At 35.7% G+C, this 17,709-nt stretch carries 14 protein-coding genes and 1 pseudogene; 5 read left to right on the forward strand and 10 right to left on the reverse strand.

The window, feature by feature from the left end; genetic code table 11:
- Positions 1–164 precede the first annotated feature (164 nt).
- Together EG849_RS04390 and EG849_RS04395 are read right to left on the reverse strand one after the other, a co-directional pair.
- A complete protein-coding gene (locus EG849_RS04390) occupies positions 165–632 on the reverse strand; it encodes a DUF6428 family protein (protein WP_125011873.1) in 468 nt (155 codons plus the stop codon).
- Between the two features lie 51 nt (positions 633–683).
- Positions 684–1,010, reverse strand: coding sequence for an ArsR/SmtB family transcription factor (locus EG849_RS04395; RefSeq protein WP_125011874.1), 327 nt, complete (start codon positions 1,008–1,010; stop codon positions 684–686).
- 262 nt (positions 1,011–1,272) lie between these two features.
- On the opposite strand from EG849_RS04395, the gene EG849_RS04400 reads away from it, so the two are divergent.
- Positions 1,273–4,593: a T9SS type B sorting domain-containing protein gene (locus tag EG849_RS04400; protein WP_125011875.1), complete on the forward strand. Its 3,321-nt coding sequence runs from the start codon at positions 1,273–1,275 to the stop codon at positions 4,591–4,593.
- Between the two features lie 209 nt (positions 4,594–4,802).
- On the opposite strand, the gene EG849_RS04405 is transcribed toward EG849_RS04400, so the two are convergent.
- The 8 genes from EG849_RS04405 to EG849_RS04440 form a co-directional block, all read right to left on the reverse strand.
- Positions 4,803–6,176 carry a nucleoside permease gene (locus EG849_RS04405; RefSeq protein WP_125011876.1) on the reverse strand — a complete coding sequence of 458 codons (1,374 nt, stop codon included), beginning with the start codon at positions 6,174–6,176 and terminating at the stop codon, positions 4,803–4,805.
- Positions 6,177–6,268: 92 nt separating this feature from the next.
- A complete protein-coding gene (cmk, locus tag EG849_RS04410) occupies positions 6,269–6,955 on the reverse strand; it encodes a (d)CMP kinase (protein WP_125011877.1) in 687 nt (228 codons plus the stop codon).
- Positions 6,956–6,961: 6 nt separating this feature from the next.
- Positions 6,962–7,981 carry a type IX secretion system protein PorQ gene (gene porQ / locus EG849_RS04415; protein ID WP_125011878.1) on the reverse strand — a complete coding sequence of 340 codons (1,020 nt, stop codon included), beginning with the start codon at positions 7,979–7,981 and terminating at the stop codon, positions 6,962–6,964.
- 137 nt (positions 7,982–8,118) lie between these two features.
- The gene (gene lon, locus EG849_RS04420; RefSeq protein WP_125011879.1) at positions 8,119–10,569 is read right to left on the reverse strand and encodes an endopeptidase La; all 2,451 of its coding nucleotides are present in this window, start codon (positions 10,567–10,569) and stop codon (positions 8,119–8,121) included.
- Between the two features lie 190 nt (positions 10,570–10,759).
- Complete coding sequence (locus EG849_RS04425; RefSeq protein WP_125011880.1) at positions 10,760–11,671, reverse strand: DUF6252 family protein; 912 nt, start codon at positions 11,669–11,671, stop codon at positions 10,760–10,762.
- Between the two features lie 123 nt (positions 11,672–11,794).
- Positions 11,795–12,976, reverse strand: coding sequence for a fibronectin type III domain-containing protein (locus EG849_RS04430; RefSeq protein ID WP_125011881.1), 1,182 nt, complete (start codon positions 12,974–12,976; stop codon positions 11,795–11,797).
- Positions 12,977–13,021: 45 nt separating this feature from the next.
- Positions 13,022–14,326, reverse strand: a complete 1,305-nt coding sequence (locus EG849_RS04435) for an MFS transporter (protein ID WP_125011882.1) — start codon at positions 14,324–14,326, stop codon at positions 13,022–13,024.
- Positions 14,327–14,410: 84 nt separating this feature from the next.
- On the reverse strand, positions 14,411–15,229 hold the full coding sequence (locus EG849_RS04440; protein ID WP_125011883.1) for a M48 family metallopeptidase: 819 nt from the start codon (positions 15,227–15,229) through the stop codon (positions 14,411–14,413).
- Positions 15,230–15,751: 522 nt separating this feature from the next.
- Here EG849_RS04440 and EG849_RS04445 point away from each other — a divergent pair.
- The 4 genes and pseudogenes from EG849_RS04445 to EG849_RS04460 all read left to right on the forward strand — a co-directional run.
- A complete protein-coding gene (locus EG849_RS04445) occupies positions 15,752–16,612 on the forward strand; it encodes an alpha/beta hydrolase (RefSeq protein WP_125011884.1) in 861 nt (286 codons plus the stop codon).
- Between the two features lie 6 nt (positions 16,613–16,618).
- Positions 16,619–17,107 carry a peptide-methionine (R)-S-oxide reductase MsrB gene (gene msrB, locus EG849_RS04450; protein ID WP_125011885.1) on the forward strand — a complete coding sequence of 163 codons (489 nt, stop codon included), beginning with the start codon at positions 16,619–16,621 and terminating at the stop codon, positions 17,105–17,107.
- A gap of 5 nt (positions 17,108–17,112) precedes the next feature.
- Positions 17,113–17,508 (forward strand): peptide-methionine (R)-S-oxide reductase MsrB, encoded by a 396-nt coding sequence (gene msrB, locus EG849_RS04455; RefSeq protein ID WP_125011886.1) that lies wholly within the window; start codon positions 17,113–17,115, stop codon positions 17,506–17,508.
- A pseudogene (locus EG849_RS04460) lies at positions 17,509–17,709 on the forward strand (endonuclease III domain-containing protein); the annotation flags it as partial. It abuts the gene before it with no gap.

Below are 17,709 nucleotides of genomic sequence, written 5' to 3' on the forward strand. Positions count from 1 at the left end.
GAATCTGCAAAATATTTCACGCCCCCTTTTTAAAACTTAATCTTTTAAAAATCAAGACTTAATTTGATACTGCACAACATTAAGATAAAGCCAGAAAAAAGATGCCCGATAAAACGGATGCCCTGCAATTTGTTTCGCGCATTTTATGAAGCAATCTATAGTTTCTAACAACATCCGCTTCCAGGTGCACAAGGAGCGTTGGCACTTAAATCGCCTAAATTGACTTTCTGTTTTTGTGATGGTATGCCACATGCGTCTTCAGCCAAGCAAGCGGTTGTCTTGTTTTTGAGAACAAAAGATTTGCCGTTAAAATTTAAATCGTATTTGCCAATTGTTTCGCTTTGATACTCCGCTTCTATTTCAAAATCTTCTATTCCTAATTTTTCTTCTGAAAGCTGGATAATATGAAGCAATTTATTTGGTTTTAAGCGGTGTTCAAAATCGTCTGCGTTCCAAAGCTGGAAATTAACCACTTTCTCATTTCGGACAACTCCACCGCAATCAATGAAGTTTTTGGTAATCATTCCCACTTCGGTTACGTGAAAATGTTCAGGAACAAATGTCCCGTTTTCCAATTGAAATTCCACATTTTCTAATGTTGGCAAAATTTGTTTTATTTCTGATAATGTCATTTTCCTGTGTTTTTAATTGTATTATTACGATATAGATGGTTAAAAAAATGCTTAACAGCATTTGTCTTTGGTAACTGTCTGAATTATTTTTGAAAAGTAAGTATTTAAAATCTCAATTGTTTTTTCATCAATGCAATAACAAATAGAATTTCCTTCTATGCTCCCTTGAATAATTCCTGCATTTTTAAGTTCTTTTAAATGTTGTGAAACCGTGGCTTGAGCAAGCGGAAGTTCGTTTACAATATCGCCACAAATACATTCATTTACTTTCACTAAATATTCAATGATTGCAATTCGCGCAGGATGACCTAATGCTTTTGCAATTGTCGCAATTTGGTTCTGTCGTTCTGTAAAATGTTCTGTTTTAGTCGCTCCCATAATATTATAATCAATAATGCAATATTACGATAAAGGATTTAATCTATAAATATCTTTTTTAAATAATTATGCAATAAATAGAATAGCTAGAAGAAAATCTGTAATCCGTAGCTTCTTGTCTGCTTTAAATCATAAAACAAAACTTACTAATAATTGCCAAAACAAAAATTATATTTATATTAGAGGATTTAAAACAAAAAAGCAATTTTACTGCCGAATTAGCAAGCCTATTAAGTATATTAAAAAATGATAATCAGTTAATTTGAAAAAAAAACTACATAATACTAATTTTAAAGAATACAAATCCTCCATATTTATTGGAGCAAAATTATTTTTGCTACTGCTAATCTGTTTATTTTCTCTTCAAGCCAACGCCCAGCTTTCAGAATTTACACTTCAAATAACAAAAACAGATGAAACTTGTCCCGGTAACGGAACTTTAAATTTCATAACAACGAACACAACTCCCGGGGCAACACTAAATTACAGAGTTTATAAATTACCGAATTTGGTTAATGAAATCGCCAGCATTTCTGCAAGTTTCATCGGAGGACTTTCCAACGGAACCTATCAAATTGTTGCCACACAAACTTTATCCCCTGATTTTAACACACAAACGCAAGAAATCACAATTAGTAACGCACTAGTTCCGTTTGACATTTCATTATCAAGCACAAACGCCATTTGTGGTAATGACGCCACAATTACGGCAAACATAACTTCAGGAACAGCTGTTTCTTATGAAATAATTTCGGGTCCCGTTACTCGCCCCATTCAGACTTCAAATGTTTTTACGGCACTTCCTGCCGGAACCTATCAAGTACGTGTTTATGACAATTGTGGCGAGGCTTTAGTTGAAACTAGAGCTGTTTTTACAACCACACCAGAAATGACAATAAGACCTATAATGTTTCCAGATATAGAGCTCCCTGGCTGTAATTTGATCACAGTATTACACGAAATACATTCGAATAATTCTAGTATTCATTACCCAATTCAGTATGAATTTACTATTTACCCTCCAGACAATAGTGCTCCAGTAATTATTCCAGGAGTGCTTACTAGCGGTGATCCTCAATTGTGGGCAATTTATGAAATAATTCCTTTTTATCATGATCAGATTTATTCTTATGACTTAAAAGTAACCGACTATTGTGGTTTAATATACAATGTCAATAATAATATTATAAATCAAAAAATTAATTTACTGATAGCGCCCCGTGAAGCTGATTGCAATAATTATTTTTTAGATGTACAACTAACCAAATATAGAGGACCTACAACTATTACCTTTACACAGTCTCCACCCGGATTTGATCCTATAGTTTATAATCCGCTTTTTACCGGAATCCTTACTTCAAGTGAAATTACTTTTGGAGATGAGACAAATTATGTTCCCATGGGAGATTATACTATTGAAATTACTGATGCTTGTGGGAGAACAACCTCACAATCTATCACAATAGAATATGTGGAACTGCAACCAACTATCAATGCCACTCAAACCGGAGGTTGCGCCTCAACAACTGGAAATATAAAAATAAAATTACCAAACCGTGAATTCACAACTGCAACAATAATTTCAGCACCAATAGAATACACCGGTGCTTTGCCCCAAAATATAGCAAACTTTATTGTTCCCAATGATGGATTGCAATTTAACAATGTTCCGGCGGGAACCTATATTTTTATTTTATACGACACCTGTGGTTATGAATATACAGTTGAAGCGACTATAGTTAATTCCACCAATAATGAAGTTGGTTTTAATTCTCGTCCAGATTGTGAAATAGGAAAAGGAGGCGTCAGAATAAGAGCTGCCGCAAACGGGCTTGTGAGCGTAATTATAACTACAGCACCAGCCGGTTTCTCACAAACATTACCTTTTGACGTAAGTGCTGAAATTGGAACAAATGGCAATTTTACCATGAATAACTTCATACCTGGAAACTACACTTTTAATACCATAAATGGTTGCGGTAGCGCCAAAACTTTATTTATAACAGTAACCGGATATTCAGTTACCACCGATGAATTTGAATTATTTCAGCATTGCGGATCATTTGATTTCTTTTTTAATCATATAAGCAACAGTCTAGCTGGACAATCATTTTGGTTGCAAAAGTTAGATCCGTTCACTAACACGTGGGGACACCCACAAACAAATGTTGTTTACACCGAAAACACGCTACCAAATCCTGAAAATTCTTTACCTCTAACAAACAACACAACCCTTTACAACCTTACTTATACCGGAACTTTCAGGATTTTAAAACGATTTGAAACATTTGATAATGGAAGTACTTCAGAATTAAAAAATTGTCTCATTACTTTAAAAGAATTTGATTACTTAGGAATTCTTAAAATAGATGGATTAGAAAGCCTGACTTGTAATGGCGAAATTTCAGATGTAAGAGTTTTGATTGATGGCGTTCCTCCTTTTGCATTTAAAATTATTGAGAAAAATGGACAGCCCTTTTTTATTTACAACGGAAATAGCCCTATTTTCACAAATCTTGATCCAGCCGTTTACAAATTTGAAGTTTCAGATGGATGTGGCGTAATTAGAACCTATGAATTTGATGTGGCCCTCCTGCCCCCGCCTGTTTTTGCAAATCAACTTAATAACTTTGTTGTGTGTGACGATAGTTCTGATGACGGAATTGAAAATTTCACACTTTCCACTTTAAATTCACAGATTTTAGGAAATCAATCGCCTACAACTTATTCCGTAAGTTATTATGAAACTGCTTCAGATGCTAATTCTGAAATAAATGCTTTACCAGAATATTATTCTTCTGGAAACCAACAGATTTTTGCCAGAGTAAATCATCCCACAAACTTAGATTGCTTTGCTATTACTGATTTTAATCTCGAAGTAAAGGAATATCCGTTATTAAACCTCGATAGAAATTTCAGCTTCTGCGACAATTCAAACATTACCATAACTGCCGATCCCGGATATAATTCCTACGTTTGGTCAGACGGACAAATCGGGAAAACTGCTACTTTTGAACAGCCCGGAATTTATACTTTGACTTTTACAAAAGAATACGAAAACACTCTTTGCACGGCCAAACACCAAATTGAAATCAAACAATCAAATGCTCCTAAAATTAACCAAATTACCGTAACCGATTGGACAGATTCTAACAATACTATTTCAGTGTTTTTAGAAAACGGAATTGGCGATTATGAATATTCTATTGACAATGTCAATTTTCAATCTGAAAACACTTTTTATGGATTACAAACAGGATCATACACCGTTTTTGTAAAAGATAAAAATGGCTGTGGTCCCGATGCAGAAGAAGCTGTATTTCTACTAACCTATCCTAAGTTTTTTACTCCAAATGCGGACGGATATAATGATTTTTGGAGAATCAAATTCTCGATGATGGAACCCAATATGATTGTCTATATTTTTGACCGATACGGAAAACTAATTACCGGTTTTGGAGCTAAAGATCCAGGTTGGGACGGAACCTTAAACGGATACGCACTTCCGTCAACAGATTATTGGTTTTTGGTCAAAAGAGAAAACGGAAAAGAACACCGCGGCCATTTTGCAATGAAACGCTAGTTTTTTTTATTTTGCAAAGCGTATCGGCAACCTGCGGTTTATGAAAGATGAACTAACCCCTATTATAGTGAAAATCCTTTTTGTTTTTCTTTAAAAAATAAAAAGATTGAAACGAAAAGCGGGAAAATGGATCGCTAAAAAAAGCCTAAACTTTTCGTTCAAAAAAAGAAATAAAAAACCCTTTCAGAATTTGAAAGGGTTTTAGTATGTTAGTGCGCGACGCTTGCAACGTCTTCTGGTTTGTGCTTATGCTTAAATAAAATGGCAAAAGCGATTGCGATAATCAAAGCGTAAACAGCAAATGATATCCAGATACTGTGCCAGTCTTTCATTAAAATTTCTCGGCTGAAAACGCCATTTGTGATTTCAACTCCTTGACCTTGTATAAAACCTGACATCAATTGATTGTCTGGTTCCGTTTGAAGATATGTTGACAATTCTGTCGTATTCGAAAATGATTTGGTAAAATACTTGTCAATTGCCCAACCTGATGTGAAACTTCCTAAAACTGCTCCAAAACCATTGGTCATCATCATGAAAAGTCCTTGAGCAGAAGAACGATTTTTTGGTTCTGTATTGGTTTCTACGAATAATGAACCCGAAATATTGAAGAAATCGAATGCCATTCCATAAACGACACACGACATAATGATCATCCATAATCCTGTTGTTGGGTCTCCAAAAGCAAATAATGCGAAACGTAAAACCCAAGCCAACATACTGATTAACATTACTTGTTTGATACCAAAACGTTTCAAGAAAAACGGAATGGCAAGAATGAAAAGTGTTTCAGATATTTGAGAAATTGACATGATAATCGTAGAATATTCTACCACGAAAGAGTCGGCATATTTTGGAAAATGTTTGAATTCATCTAAAAAAACATCTCCGTAAGCATTTGTTAATTGTAAAGCGCCTCCTAAAAACATCGAGAAAATAAAGAAAAGTGCCATCTTATAATCTGCAAAAAACTTAAAAGCTTCTAAACCTAAAGTTTCTGATAGCGTAGCATTTTCTTTTGTGAGTTTTTGAGGTTCACATTTTGGCAATGTAAAAGCATAAAAGCCTAAAATTAAAGCCGCAATTCCAGCAATATAAAATTGGTATTCTGTAGCTTTATTTCCGGTCAAGTTGGTAATCCACATTGCAACGATGAAACCGATAGTTCCAAAAACACGAATAGGCGGAAAATCTTTGACTACATCTTTATTACTTAATTTTAGTGAAGTATATGAAATTGAATTACTTAGTGAAATGGTCGGCATGTAAAAACACATTGCCAAAAGCATGACATAAATAAAAGCGGTTGGCGTTTCAACAAATGGAAAAGAAAATAAAACGGCTGCGTATAAAATATGAAGTATTCCGTATAATTTTTCAGCATTAATCCATCTATCAGCAATTATTCCTGTTAATGTCGGCATAAACAAAGAGGCGATACCCATAGTTCCGAAAACCAAACCAAATTGCGTTCCTTCCCATTGTTTTGTACCAAACCAATAATTTGCGATTGTAATCAACCAAGCTCCCCAAACAAAAAACTGGAGAAAACTCATCGTGATTAATCTATTTTTTATTCCCATAAAATATTTTTAATGCTATTTGTGTTTTTCTGAAATTTTTACAGCCCGTAAATCTACCATTTAAAATGGGATTACCAAAAGTTTGCCACGTTTTACGAAACGCTTTTTACCAACTCTAAAACTTTTTGGAACTGTTCGGAAATGGAAAGTTGTGAATTGTCGATTTCAATAGCGTCTGAAGCTTTCACTAAAGGAGAATCTTCGCGGTGGGTGTCAATATAATCGCGTTCTTCCACATTTTTTAAGACGTCTTCATACGTTACCTCTTGGCCTTTTTCAATCAGCTCTTGATAGCGTCTTTTGGCCCGGGTTTCAGAACTTGCCGTCATAAAGAGTTTTAACTCGGCGTCTTTAAAAACCACCGTTCCGATGTCGCGGCCGTCCATCACGATGCCTTTGTTTTCGCCCATGTGCTGTTGTTGCTCGACTAATTTTGATCGAACTTCAGAAACTTCAGCAACTTTGCTTACAAAATTTGAAACTGCTAAAGTCCTGATTTCAGTTTCCACATTGACTTCGTTTAAGTACATTTCTGCAAAACCCAACTCTGGATTAAATAAGAATTGTAATGTTACTTTTGGCAATTTTGCAACCAAGCTTTCTTTGTCAAAATGAGTTTCTGAAATAAAATCGTGCTGCATTGCGTACAAGGCAACGGCACGATACATAGCGCCTGTATCTACATAAATATAGCCTAATTCTTTAGCCAACTGCTTGGCTAGCGTACTTTTTCCGGTAGAGGAAAAGCCATCAATGGCAATAGTAATTTTTTTATCCAAAATATTTTATTGAAAATTAATCATTAACCCAAATAAACTCGTGTTTGAGTCAGAAGTATATTTGGAATAGGAATAATCGAATCTGACATTATTAAAACGAAGTCCGAAACCTGCTGAAATTCCGGAGAAATTGCGTTGGTCGACAATTCGAAGCTCTTCTGCCCGCCTGAAATTATAGCCCAAACGAACCGAAAAACTTTTTTCAGGAAACAACTCCGCTCCTACAATTACGTGGCGCAAGGCATTATTAAAAAAACCGACCTTTTCTTCATTGCTGCCGCCGTCAAGCGAACCTTCTGCCCTATTTGGGTTTGAAAAAGCGATATTCCATTGCTGTAAATTCTCCAAAGTCAAATGCCAGCGAATCGGCACATTTTCTAACGATTGCGAAATACCAGCAACGATTTCCATCGGCAGTTTTTCATTTGTATCTTGATAAGGTTTTATCTGAAAACCTACGTTTCTGATGGCGAGAGCAATATTAATATCATTTTTGTCATCAATATACAAAGCGCCGATATCAACGGCCGCACCAAAAGAATTGTAACTTTCTAAAGTAGAAGAAATTAGTTTTCCGTTGGCGCCAAGATAAATATCGGTCCACGGAATATTGAAAGCATAGCCAAAAGAAACGGCAATATCGCTGCCGGTAAATTCAGCAGTCTGCTGTCCGTTTTCATCATATCCGTCAAAGCTTCCGTAGTTGACATAATTTACCGAAGCGTGAAAAGTCTGCACGTGACGGTCATAGGTGTAAGCGTATGCGGCGGTTCCATAAGTAACTTCTCCAAAATAACTTCCATAATTTACAGAAAGGCGGTTGTCCATTTCTGGATTGATGGTCGCCGGATTGAAGATTCCTTGGTTCACATCATAATCGTGGATGGTCACCGTTTTTCCTCCCAAAGCGGCCTGCCTTGGCGAAGTCACCAAATTTAAAAACTGATATACATATTTACCGCCAATTTGACTGAACGAATCAGTGCAAAAAAGTACCAGCAAAACAATAAAAGTTTTCTTAAACATTTAGGGGATTTTCCTTATTTCTGAATATATAACGCAGATGCGAAGATATTATTTTTTGAGTCCAAAGATAAAACAGAAAAGGCAAAAGTTTGAAATTAATTTCACTTTTGCCTTTTTTGATATTTATTATAAAAATCTTACAATATTTTCGCGTTTTTCGCTTTTTGGTCCGTAATGGCGATGGCCAAAACTTCGCTCATTTCTTTTACGTAATGAAATGTCAAACCCTCTAAATATTCAGGCTTGATTTCATCGATATCACGTTTATTCTCATGGCAAAGAATCAATTCTTTAATGTTGGCTCTTTTTGCTGCCAAGATTTTCTCTTTGATGCCACCCACAGGAAGCACTCTTCCTCTTAAAGTAATTTCTCCAGTCATGGCAAGGCTTTTCTTGATTTTTCTTTGAACAAAAGAAGAAACCAGAGAAGTCAACATCGCCACTCCGGCACTTGGTCCGTCTTTTGGCGTTGCTCCTTCTGGAACGTGAATATGAACGTTATAATTGGATATCACTTCTGGATTGATTCCTAATCTTTCCGCGTTTGATTTGATATATTCTAAAGCAATTGTCGCCGATTCTTTCATCACCGTTCCAAGGTTTCCTGTCATTGTCAGGGTTCCTTTTCCTTTTGAAAGTATCGATTCTATGAAAAGAATATCGCCACCAACAGAAGTCCAAGCCAAACCTGTAACTACTCCGGCAACGTCATTATTTTCATATTTGTCGCGTTCCATTCTTGGCGCCCCAAGTACTTTAATCACATCTTCGTCAGTCACTTTAACGTTGTATTCTTCTTCCATTGCAATTGATTTTGCAGTGTTTCGAACCATTTTTGCGATTTGTTTTTCCAAACCACGAACGCCAGATTCTCTTGTGTAACCCACCACGATTTTTTCCAATTGCTTTTTCGCAATTGTCAAATGTTTTGAAGTCAATCCGTGTTCTTTTAATTGTTTCGGAAGCAAATGTTGTTTGGCAATTTCCACTTTTTCTTCAATCGTGTAACCTGTCATATTGATCACTTCCATCCTATCTTTCAAAGCTGGCTGGATTGTTGACATATTGTTAGAAGTGGCAATAAACATCACTTTTGAAAGGTCAAATCCCATTTCAAGGAAATTATCGTAGAAATCAGAATTCTGCTCTGGATCTAAAACTTCCAATAAAGCTGAAGAAGGATCACCGCTATTACTGCTTGACAATTTGTCAATTTCATCCAAAACAAACACAGGATTTGATGTTTTCGCTTTCTTTAAACTCTGGATAATTCGTCCTGGCATGGCGCCAATGTATGTTTTTCTATGCCCGCGAATTTCTGCTTCATCACGCAATCCGCCTAAAGAAATTCGAACATATTCGCGTCCTAAAGCTTCAGCAACCGATTTTCCGATAGAGGTTTTTCCAACTCCTGGAGGTCCGTAAAGACACAAAATTGGTGATTTCATATCATTTCTTAATTTCAAAACGGCTAAATGTTCGATCATTCTCTTTTTCACATCTTCCAAGCCAAAATGATCTTTATCCAAGATTTTTTGGGCACGTTTTAAATCAAAATTATCTTTAGAAAATTCATTCCAAGGCAATTCTAAAAACAACTCTAAATAATTTCTTTGGATTCCGAAATCAGGCGACTGCGGATTCATGCGTTGCATTTTTGAAAGTTCTTTTTCAAAATGCGTTTTGGTTTTTTCATTCCATTTTTTCTTTAGGCCTTTGATACGCATTTCGTCAATTTCTTCTTCGTGAGAAACGCCTCCCAATTCTTCTTGGATGGTTTTCATTTGTTGGTGAAGAAAATATTCCCGTTGCTGTTGGTCTAAATCAAAACGAACTTTTGACTGAATATCATTCTTTAATTCTAGTTTTTGTAACTCTACGTTCATAAATTTCAACGTAGCCAAAGCTCTTTCTTTCAAATCGTTAATAGACAACAAATCTTGCTTTTCTTTAACTGAAAGATTCATATTTGAAGATACGAAATTGATTACAAAAGATTTGCTTTCAATATTTTTAATCGCAAAAGTAGCTTCGGTTGGAATATTCGGACTTTCTTTTATAATTTGAATCGCCAATTCTTTCACCGAGTCAATAATCGTAGAAAATTCAGCTTCATCATTCTCAGGACGATTCTCTGGAACTTCTTTAATCGTAGCTTTTAGGTAGGGTAATTCTGTAGTAACCTGGTCAATTTCAAATCGTTTTTTTCCTTGGAGGATAACCGTTACATTTCCGTCAGGCATTTTTAAAACGCGAAGAATTCGGGCAACCGTTCCGATTTTATTGATATCCTCTGGAGACGGATCTTCGTCGTCTTCATTTTTTTGAGAGACCACGCCAATCACTTTTCCACCCGCATTGGCATCGTTAATTAATTTGATCGATTTGTCGCGTCCCGCTGTAATGGGAATTACAACTCCAGGAAACAAAACCGTATTGCGTAGCGGAAGAATGGGTAAATCTTCAGGTAATTCCTCATTATTCATTTCTTCTTCGTCCTCAGGAGTCAAAAGTGGGATTAGTTCTGAATCATTATCGAATTCTTGTAGTGACAGATTGTCAATTGTAAGTATTTTTTGATTTGACATAGTATGTATTAAGTCATTTTGTCATTAAACGTTTTTGATAGGCCTTGAATTAAAATTAAAAGCCTGTATATTTTACTGAAAATCAATGCTTAGTAAAATGAAATCTTTAATTTCAAGTACTTAAAATCAATCTTTATGCCATAAAAAAATCCCGATGAATCGGGATTTAAATATAGTTTAAATAATTTGATTAGTACTCTACATCAAATGAACCGCCGGTTATTGTAAAAGTATCTTCGCCAATAACAACTGTTCCGTTAAAGGTTCCTTTGATTCTGGTTGCTGTTTTTTCTGTAATTGTTACACTTCCTGAAGAAGCAGTTGTTCCAAATTCTTCTGTTTCTGGAGCAAAATTAATTTGAACTTGATCTGTTCCAACGTCGCCAGTGATTGGATAAGTTCCTGCAGTAATTGTACTTCTTACGCTAACTGTGATGCTGTCATCGTTCAAATTTCTAGCACCAATGGAAATAAAATCTTGTCCTGCAATTAAAGTTTCAATAGTCAAGATATCAACATCGTTAAAAACGTTTCCGTTTAAAGTAGCGTCAAAAGTATCACCTGTTGGACTTACACTTGTGTATGGAATATTCGTAAAAACACCGTTTGAAAATTCTTTTGGAGCTATAGTGTCGTCGGTGTAATCCGTCCAATAACCGGTAAAACTAAATGTTCCAGAAATGGTTTGGTTTTCTGTGTTTATTGAAGTTACAATAATCGATCCTGTGTTTGCATTTTCATCTGTTGGATGGTTTCCAGCATAAGAATAATCGTCAAATGATGGAGAATATCCAATTAAGTTTGAATTTGCCGGATAGGTTCCGGTTGCAGTTCCGTCTAAAATCATTGAGAAAGATTCTCCATTAGGCTTAATGGCGCTCAATGTTATAGAGCCACCAGAAATGTAAGCCTGTGCTGTTGAAGTAGTAAAAGTCTGTCCGTCAAAATCAGCTTTAAAAACTGCGGGCGCTGTTGGATTTCCTGGATTTTCTCCTGGATTTTCACCTCCAATCACGATGGCTGGATCGATGGGTTCATTATCACACGAGACAAAGTTAAAAGCAGTAAGGACTACGGCGAAAAAAGTTATAAATTTTTTCATTTTCATTTTCATTGGTTTGGGTTAATTTTTTTGTAAATATAAATGTTTTATTTTAAACGAATAATTTCAGCTAATATTCTATAAAACAAAAAAATCCCGATTGCTCGGGATTTTTAATTTGTCTTAGTCAAAAAAATCGTCATCTAAAGGATAATCAAATGTTCCATTTGTGACGTGTCCGAGACTTGAGGAAGTGCCGTCGTTGTAAAGACTAATATAATCAAAGCTAAAAGTTCCTGTAATTCTTCTCGTTGTTGTATTAAATTCTGTTACAGTGATGGTTCCGTTTGATATTGTGGCTCCAGAAACAACAAAACCTGCCGGGAACTGAATAAAATGAACATAGCTGTTATTTCCATCTCTAATTACGTCAATGTCGCCTTGCAACGCGTAAGTTCCTGGATGCCATTGGCTTTGAGGAATTCTAATATTTATTTCAAATGTTCCAGGAGTTATAGTTGGGTTCTGATAATTACTATTTCCTTGCATTTTCAAATAAGGAGCTTCAGAGCTGTCAAAATAATCAATTGAAGTTCCTTGCGTAAAACCGTATAGTAACGGCCTTAATCCGTTTCGTTGCACATTGTAAACATTTGCACCCATAAAAGCATAGTTTGTAATTGGAGGTGAAGTTACAGCTGGCACGGTAACGACTGGTGTCCAATTGCTATTTTCAGTCGCAGAACAAACTGCTCTCACATAAAAATCATACGCCGACATAAGCGACATACCTGTGAATTGAAATGAGTTTGTTGTTGTTAGTGTTGAATTTCCATTACCAGGAACAAATCCTTGAGGGCCATACTGAATTTCCCACGAAGTTGCTTCGCCAATTGCTGTCCAATTTAAATTTATCTGAGAAAGATTTGAAGCAAATCGAACTGCAGAAAGATTAGTCGGCATTAAGCAGCTATCATTAGTTGAAGAATTTACGGCAATTGGACCAACATAACTGCCAAAATCAGTTGTACTGCATTTTGAACGTAAATAAAATTGGTATGAATTTGTAGATGTCAAGCCAGCAATGGTGATGTTATGCGTTGTTGAAGCAACCAAAGTTCCTGATCCTAATGAAAATCCTGATAGTCCATATTCTATTTCCCAACTTGTTTCGTTTGCACCAGGAACCCACGTTAAATTTACATTTGTCCCATCGATAAAATCACTTACTTGAAAATAATTTGGTGCAATGCACTGAACTTCTGGATCAGTATTAAGTGCTGGGTCAATCTCTTCATTGGAACAAGATGTGAGTAAACTTGTAGCAATTATAAAAGTAAAAATCGCCAAAGTAATTTTTTTCATAAGTTTGGTTTTAGGTTTGTTAACAAAAACCAAATATAATTTATTTTATTTCTCCGGCAATACTTTTTTCGGAACTCTAAGCAATAAAACCAATCCAATTATAAAGAAAATTGTTAAAAACACGATAGAATTACGCATACTTCCGGTACTTTGATCAATTACTCCATAGATACACATTCCGATTACGATACCTATTTTTTCGGCAACATCATAAAAACTGAAATACGAAGTCGTGTCTTGCGTTTGGGGTAAAAATTTAGAATAGGTAGAACGAGAAAGTGCTTGAATTCCTCCCATTACTAAACCGACAAAACAAGCTGTTACATAAAAGTGAATCGGTTCTGTAACAAAATAAGCCCCTATGCAAATTACTGCCCAAATGGCATTAATAACAATCAGCGTTTTTATATTTCCGAATTTATTCGAAGCTTTAGCCGTGATGATTGCTCCTAAAATTGCTACCAATTGAATTGCCAGGATACTGACAATTAATCCTTGTGTTTTTCCTGCATCGTCCTTCCAGTTGATTTCTTGTTCTCCAAAATAAGTCGCTACCAACATAACCGTCTGAACTGCCATGCTATATACAAAGAATGCCGTGAGATATCTTGCCAAACTCAAATGTTTCACCAATTCATTTTTTACTTTTTTCAATTCTCTGAAACCACTAAAAAGGACATCTTTTGTAATTTTTGCGCCATTCTTATTTCCTTTCGGAAGGTAATAAAAAGCATATTGGCTGAATAAAATCCACCAAATTCCGGTTAGTAGAAAAGATAATTTCATCATTTCTAAAGCTTCGGCTCCTTCTTTGCTTAAAATAAAATAAAGGCAAATTAATAGCAAAATTACGCTACCCACATAGCCCATCGAATAACCTCTTGCACTCAATCCGTCCTGTTGTTCGGCAAAAGCAATGTCTGGCAAATAAGAATTATAAAAAACCAAACTTCCCCAAAAACCAATCAATCCAAAGAAAAAGCAAATGATCCCGAAGTAAATATTTTCTTTGGTAAACCAATACATTCCGATGCAAGACAAGGCTCCTAAATAACAGAAAAACTGCAGAAAGCGCTTCTTATTTCCAGCAAAATCGGCTATTCCTGAAAGTATCGGAGAAATTATCGCAACAACCAAAAAGGCAAAAGCGGTTACAAAGCTGATCAACGCCGTAGCTTTAAAATCATGTCCTAAAAAATGCAATGGAGCGCCTTCCTTTGGAAATAAAAACCCAAAATACAAAGGAAAAATGGCCGAAGAAATCACCAATGGATACACCGAATTGGCCCAATCATAAAATGCCCACGCATTCATTAATTTTTTACTCCCTTTTGGTAAAGCTGTTTGCATAAATTTATCTTTTTGACATAAAAAAAACTGCTCGTTAGAGCAGCTTCGAAGATATTATTTTTTCTTGAAACACAAGATTATCTTTTATTTAAATGTAACGCCATATTTTGCCGCTTCCGCTTTCGCTTGCGGTATCATTGCTTTTAAATTGGCAATTCTTGTAGCATTTGAAGGGTGCGTACTCATAAATTCTGGTGGAGCTCCACCTCCTGAATTGGCAGCCATTCTTTCCCAGAATGCGATTGAAGCTTCTGGATTATATCCTGCAATAGCCATTAAAATCAATCCCACTTTGTCAGCTTCAGTTTCATGGCTTCTGCTAAATGGCAAAGCGACACCATATTGCGCGGTAACGCCATAAGCTTGCATTGCAATTTGCTGTGTTGCTTCACTTTTTCCACCTGTTGCCACGCCAACACCGGCAGCGCCCAGTTGCGTTAAAACATCTGAACTCATACGTTGCTGGCCGTGGTTTAATAATGCGTGAGCAACTTCGTGTCCCATTACCACTGCCATTCCGGTATCATCTTTGGTAATTGGAAGAATTCCAGTGTAAAAAACAATTTTTCCTCCTGGCATACACCAAGCGTTTATTTCTTTGCTATCCACTAATTTATATTCCCATTGGTAATCTTTCAAATAGCCTTGATAACCATTTGCATTCAGGTATTTTTCGGCGGCATTTTTAATCTTTGTTCCTACTGAAGTCACTCTATTGGCATCGGCAGTTCCGGTAATTACTTTATTTTCCTTTAAAAAGGTGCTGTATTGCTGGAAAGCAGACGGCAAAATCTGAGAATCTGGCACTAAAGCCAAAGTACTCTTTCCGGTAAATGGATTAGTGGCACAAGAATATAAAATTCCTCCTACAAGTATCGGGATTAATAAATATCTACGTTTCATTTTTGCTATGTTAATTGGTTTGTACTCAAATTTACTACTTTCCTTTGATATGTATTTCAGAAAAATCCTTATTTATTGTTAAAGTATTATCATTCTCTAAATTGGAAGCTGCTAAATTAACATCTTCATTGTCAATTTGTATATAGACCAAATAGCAAGACAATCTTAAAAGATTCATTTTGAATAAATTCCGTTTGGCTAAACCCAAATTTCTCTACTATATTCCACCAAAGCCTTTTTCCATCATCTTTTTTATTTTTCAATATTTACGATGCTCGAAAATGTCCCGAAAGTTAAAAGAAAGCCTTTTGTTTTTAACTAGCCCTGTTGCTGCAATTGTTTGAGCTCTTCAACCTGTCATCGAACAGGTTTAAAGCGAGTTGCTGCAACAGGAAAATGGATTATTGATAAGAGACTGACAATTCGCTTCTGAATAAATTTAGGGTTATATTTATGTATAATTTATGAGTTTTAAATTAATAAAAATTTTGATAAGTAATAACTTGCGTAAAAATTTGTGTCATGTCAGAAGCCCCAAAAAAGCACCAACAATCTTTAAAAATACCGAAAACTATTTTGGTTACCGCTAAAATTTTAGAAGCGATGTCACCAAAATTGGCGGTAAAGTTTGCTACAAAATTGTTTGTGACACCAATAAAGCACAAGCTTCCGAAACGTGAAATTGAAATGGACGCTAATTCTATCCAAGAAAAATTCAGTATTCAAAGCATTGGCAAGGAAATAGTGGTGTACAAATATGGCACGGAAAGCAAAAAAGTTTTGCTGGTCCACGGATGGTCTGGCAGGGGAACCCAACTGGTGAAGATTGCGGATGAAATGTTAAAAATGGGATATTCGACCATAAGTTTTGATGCTCCTGCACACGGAAAATCAGCTGGAAAAACTAGCAATATGACTGATTTTATTGCGGCTGTTATGGAATTGGAGGAAAAACATGGGCTGTTTGAAGTAGCAATTGGCCATTCTTTAGGAGGCATGACGATTTTAAATGCGATTAAAAAAGGGCTGAAAGTCAAAAAAGCAGTGGTGATTGGAAGTGGCGATATTGTGAAAGATATTATGGATGATTTTGTGGAGAAATTGGGTATGAATATTGCAATCAGCAAAAAGATCATGGCCAGTTTTGAGAAAAAAATCGGTGAAACTATGGAGAGTTTTTCTGCGTATATAGCAGCAAGAGAAATACAGATTCCTGTTCTTGTGATTCACGATAAAGATGATGAAGACGTTCCGGTTAAAGCGGCGCATCACATTTTTGAAAATTTAAAAAACGGTGAGTTGTTGCTTACTGGAGAATTAGGACATCGAAAAATCTTGGGTGATACCAAAGTCATCAAAAAAATTGTAGCATTTTTAAAGTAAAAAATTATGAAAAATTTCATCTTGTTAGTCGTTGCCGTTTTAACTTTTTCGTCTTGCCACAGCCAAGAAAAGAAAGAAAAACCTACCAAAAAAATGAGTACAAAAGTTCAAAAAACAGATGCGGAATGGAAGAAAGAATTGACCCCAGAACAGTATGAAGTGTTAAGAAATAAAGGAACCGAAAGAGCTTTCACCGGAGAATATTATAACCATTTTGAAAAAGGAGATTATGTTTGTGCCGCTTGTGGAAATGTACTTTTCCACTCAAATGCAAAATTTGATTCAGACTGTGGTTGGCCTTCTTTTGACCAAGCTATCAAAGGATCAGTAACTTACAAAGAAGATAACTCATTTGGAATGACACGAACCGAAGTGATGTGTGCAAAATGTGGCGGTCACTTGGGACACGTTTTTGACGATGGTCCTGCAGCAACTACCGGAAAACGTTTTTGTACTAATTCGGTATCGATTAAATTTGTTCCAGCTAAAAAATAATTAAAATGAAATACCCAGTAAATAAAACCGAAGAAGAATGGAAAGCCGAATTAGGCTTGGAACGCTATAAAATTTTAAGACAAAAAGGTACAGAATTTCCACATTCTGGAAAATACAACTTGACTTTTGAACAAGGAACATATTGTTGTGGCGCTTGTGGCGAACCTTTATTTAAAAGTGATTCAAAATTTGATGCGCATTGTGGATGGCCTTCTTTTGACGAATCGATTCCTGGAAAAGTAGAATATATTAAAGATGTTTCTCACGGAATGTTGCGTACTGAAATTTTATGTGCAAATTGCGGAAGTCATTTGGGTCACGTTTTTGATGATGGACCTACGAAAACTGGTCAACGTTATTGTGTGAATTCGCTTTCTGTGGATTTTAAGGAAGAAAAATAAATGGATTTGTTCAATGAAAGCACTGATTGGGCGAAAGCTTTAAAGCCATTAATTGCAAAATATAAAGACAACAAACATCCTTTGGATTATCAAAATCTTTATCAGTTGTTAGTGATGGTTGTACTTTCTGCACAAGATAGTGATGCTCATATTAATAAAATTGCTCCTAAATTATTTGAGAAATTTCCTGATATGAAGTCA

The sequence above is a fragment of the Flavobacterium macacae genome, assembly GCF_003865365.1.
Lineage (GTDB): Bacteria > Bacteroidota > Bacteroidia > Flavobacteriales > Flavobacteriaceae > Flavobacterium > Flavobacterium macacae.

What these genes read in the sequence shown, in the direction of transcription:
- EG849_RS04390 (WP_125011873.1), bottom strand. Translation starts at nt 632, where the DNA reads ATGACATTATCAGAAATAAAACAAATTTTGCCAACATTAGAAAATGTG.
- EG849_RS04395 (WP_125011874.1), bottom strand. Translation starts at nt 1,010, where the DNA reads ATGGGAGCGACTAAAACAGAACATTTTACAGAACGACAGAACCAAATT.
- EG849_RS04405 (WP_125011876.1), bottom strand. Translation starts at nt 6,176, where the DNA reads ATGGGAATAAAAAATAGATTAATCACGATGAGTTTTCTCCAGTTTTTT.
- porQ (WP_125011878.1), bottom strand. Translation starts at nt 7,981, where the DNA reads ATGTTTAAGAAAACTTTTATTGTTTTGCTGGTACTTTTTTGCACTGAT.
- lon (WP_125011879.1), bottom strand. Translation starts at nt 10,569, where the DNA reads ATGTCAAATCAAAAAATACTTACAATTGACAATCTGTCACTACAAGAA.
- EG849_RS04425 (WP_125011880.1), bottom strand. Translation starts at nt 11,671, where the DNA reads ATGAAAAAATTTATAACTTTTTTCGCCGTAGTCCTTACTGCTTTTAAC.
- EG849_RS04430 (WP_125011881.1), bottom strand. Translation starts at nt 12,976, where the DNA reads ATGAAAAAAATTACTTTGGCGATTTTTACTTTTATAATTGCTACAAGT.
- EG849_RS04435 (WP_125011882.1), bottom strand. Translation starts at nt 14,326, where the DNA reads ATGCAAACAGCTTTACCAAAAGGGAGTAAAAAATTAATGAATGCGTGG.
- EG849_RS04440 (WP_125011883.1), bottom strand. Translation starts at nt 15,229, where the DNA reads ATGAAACGTAGATATTTATTAATCCCGATACTTGTAGGAGGAATTTTA.
- EG849_RS04445 (WP_125011884.1), top strand. Translation starts at nt 15,752, where the DNA reads ATGTCAGAAGCCCCAAAAAAGCACCAACAATCTTTAAAAATACCGAAA.
- msrB (WP_125011885.1), top strand. Translation starts at nt 16,619, where the DNA reads ATGAAAAATTTCATCTTGTTAGTCGTTGCCGTTTTAACTTTTTCGTCT.
- msrB (WP_125011886.1), top strand. Translation starts at nt 17,113, where the DNA reads ATGAAATACCCAGTAAATAAAACCGAAGAAGAATGGAAAGCCGAATTA.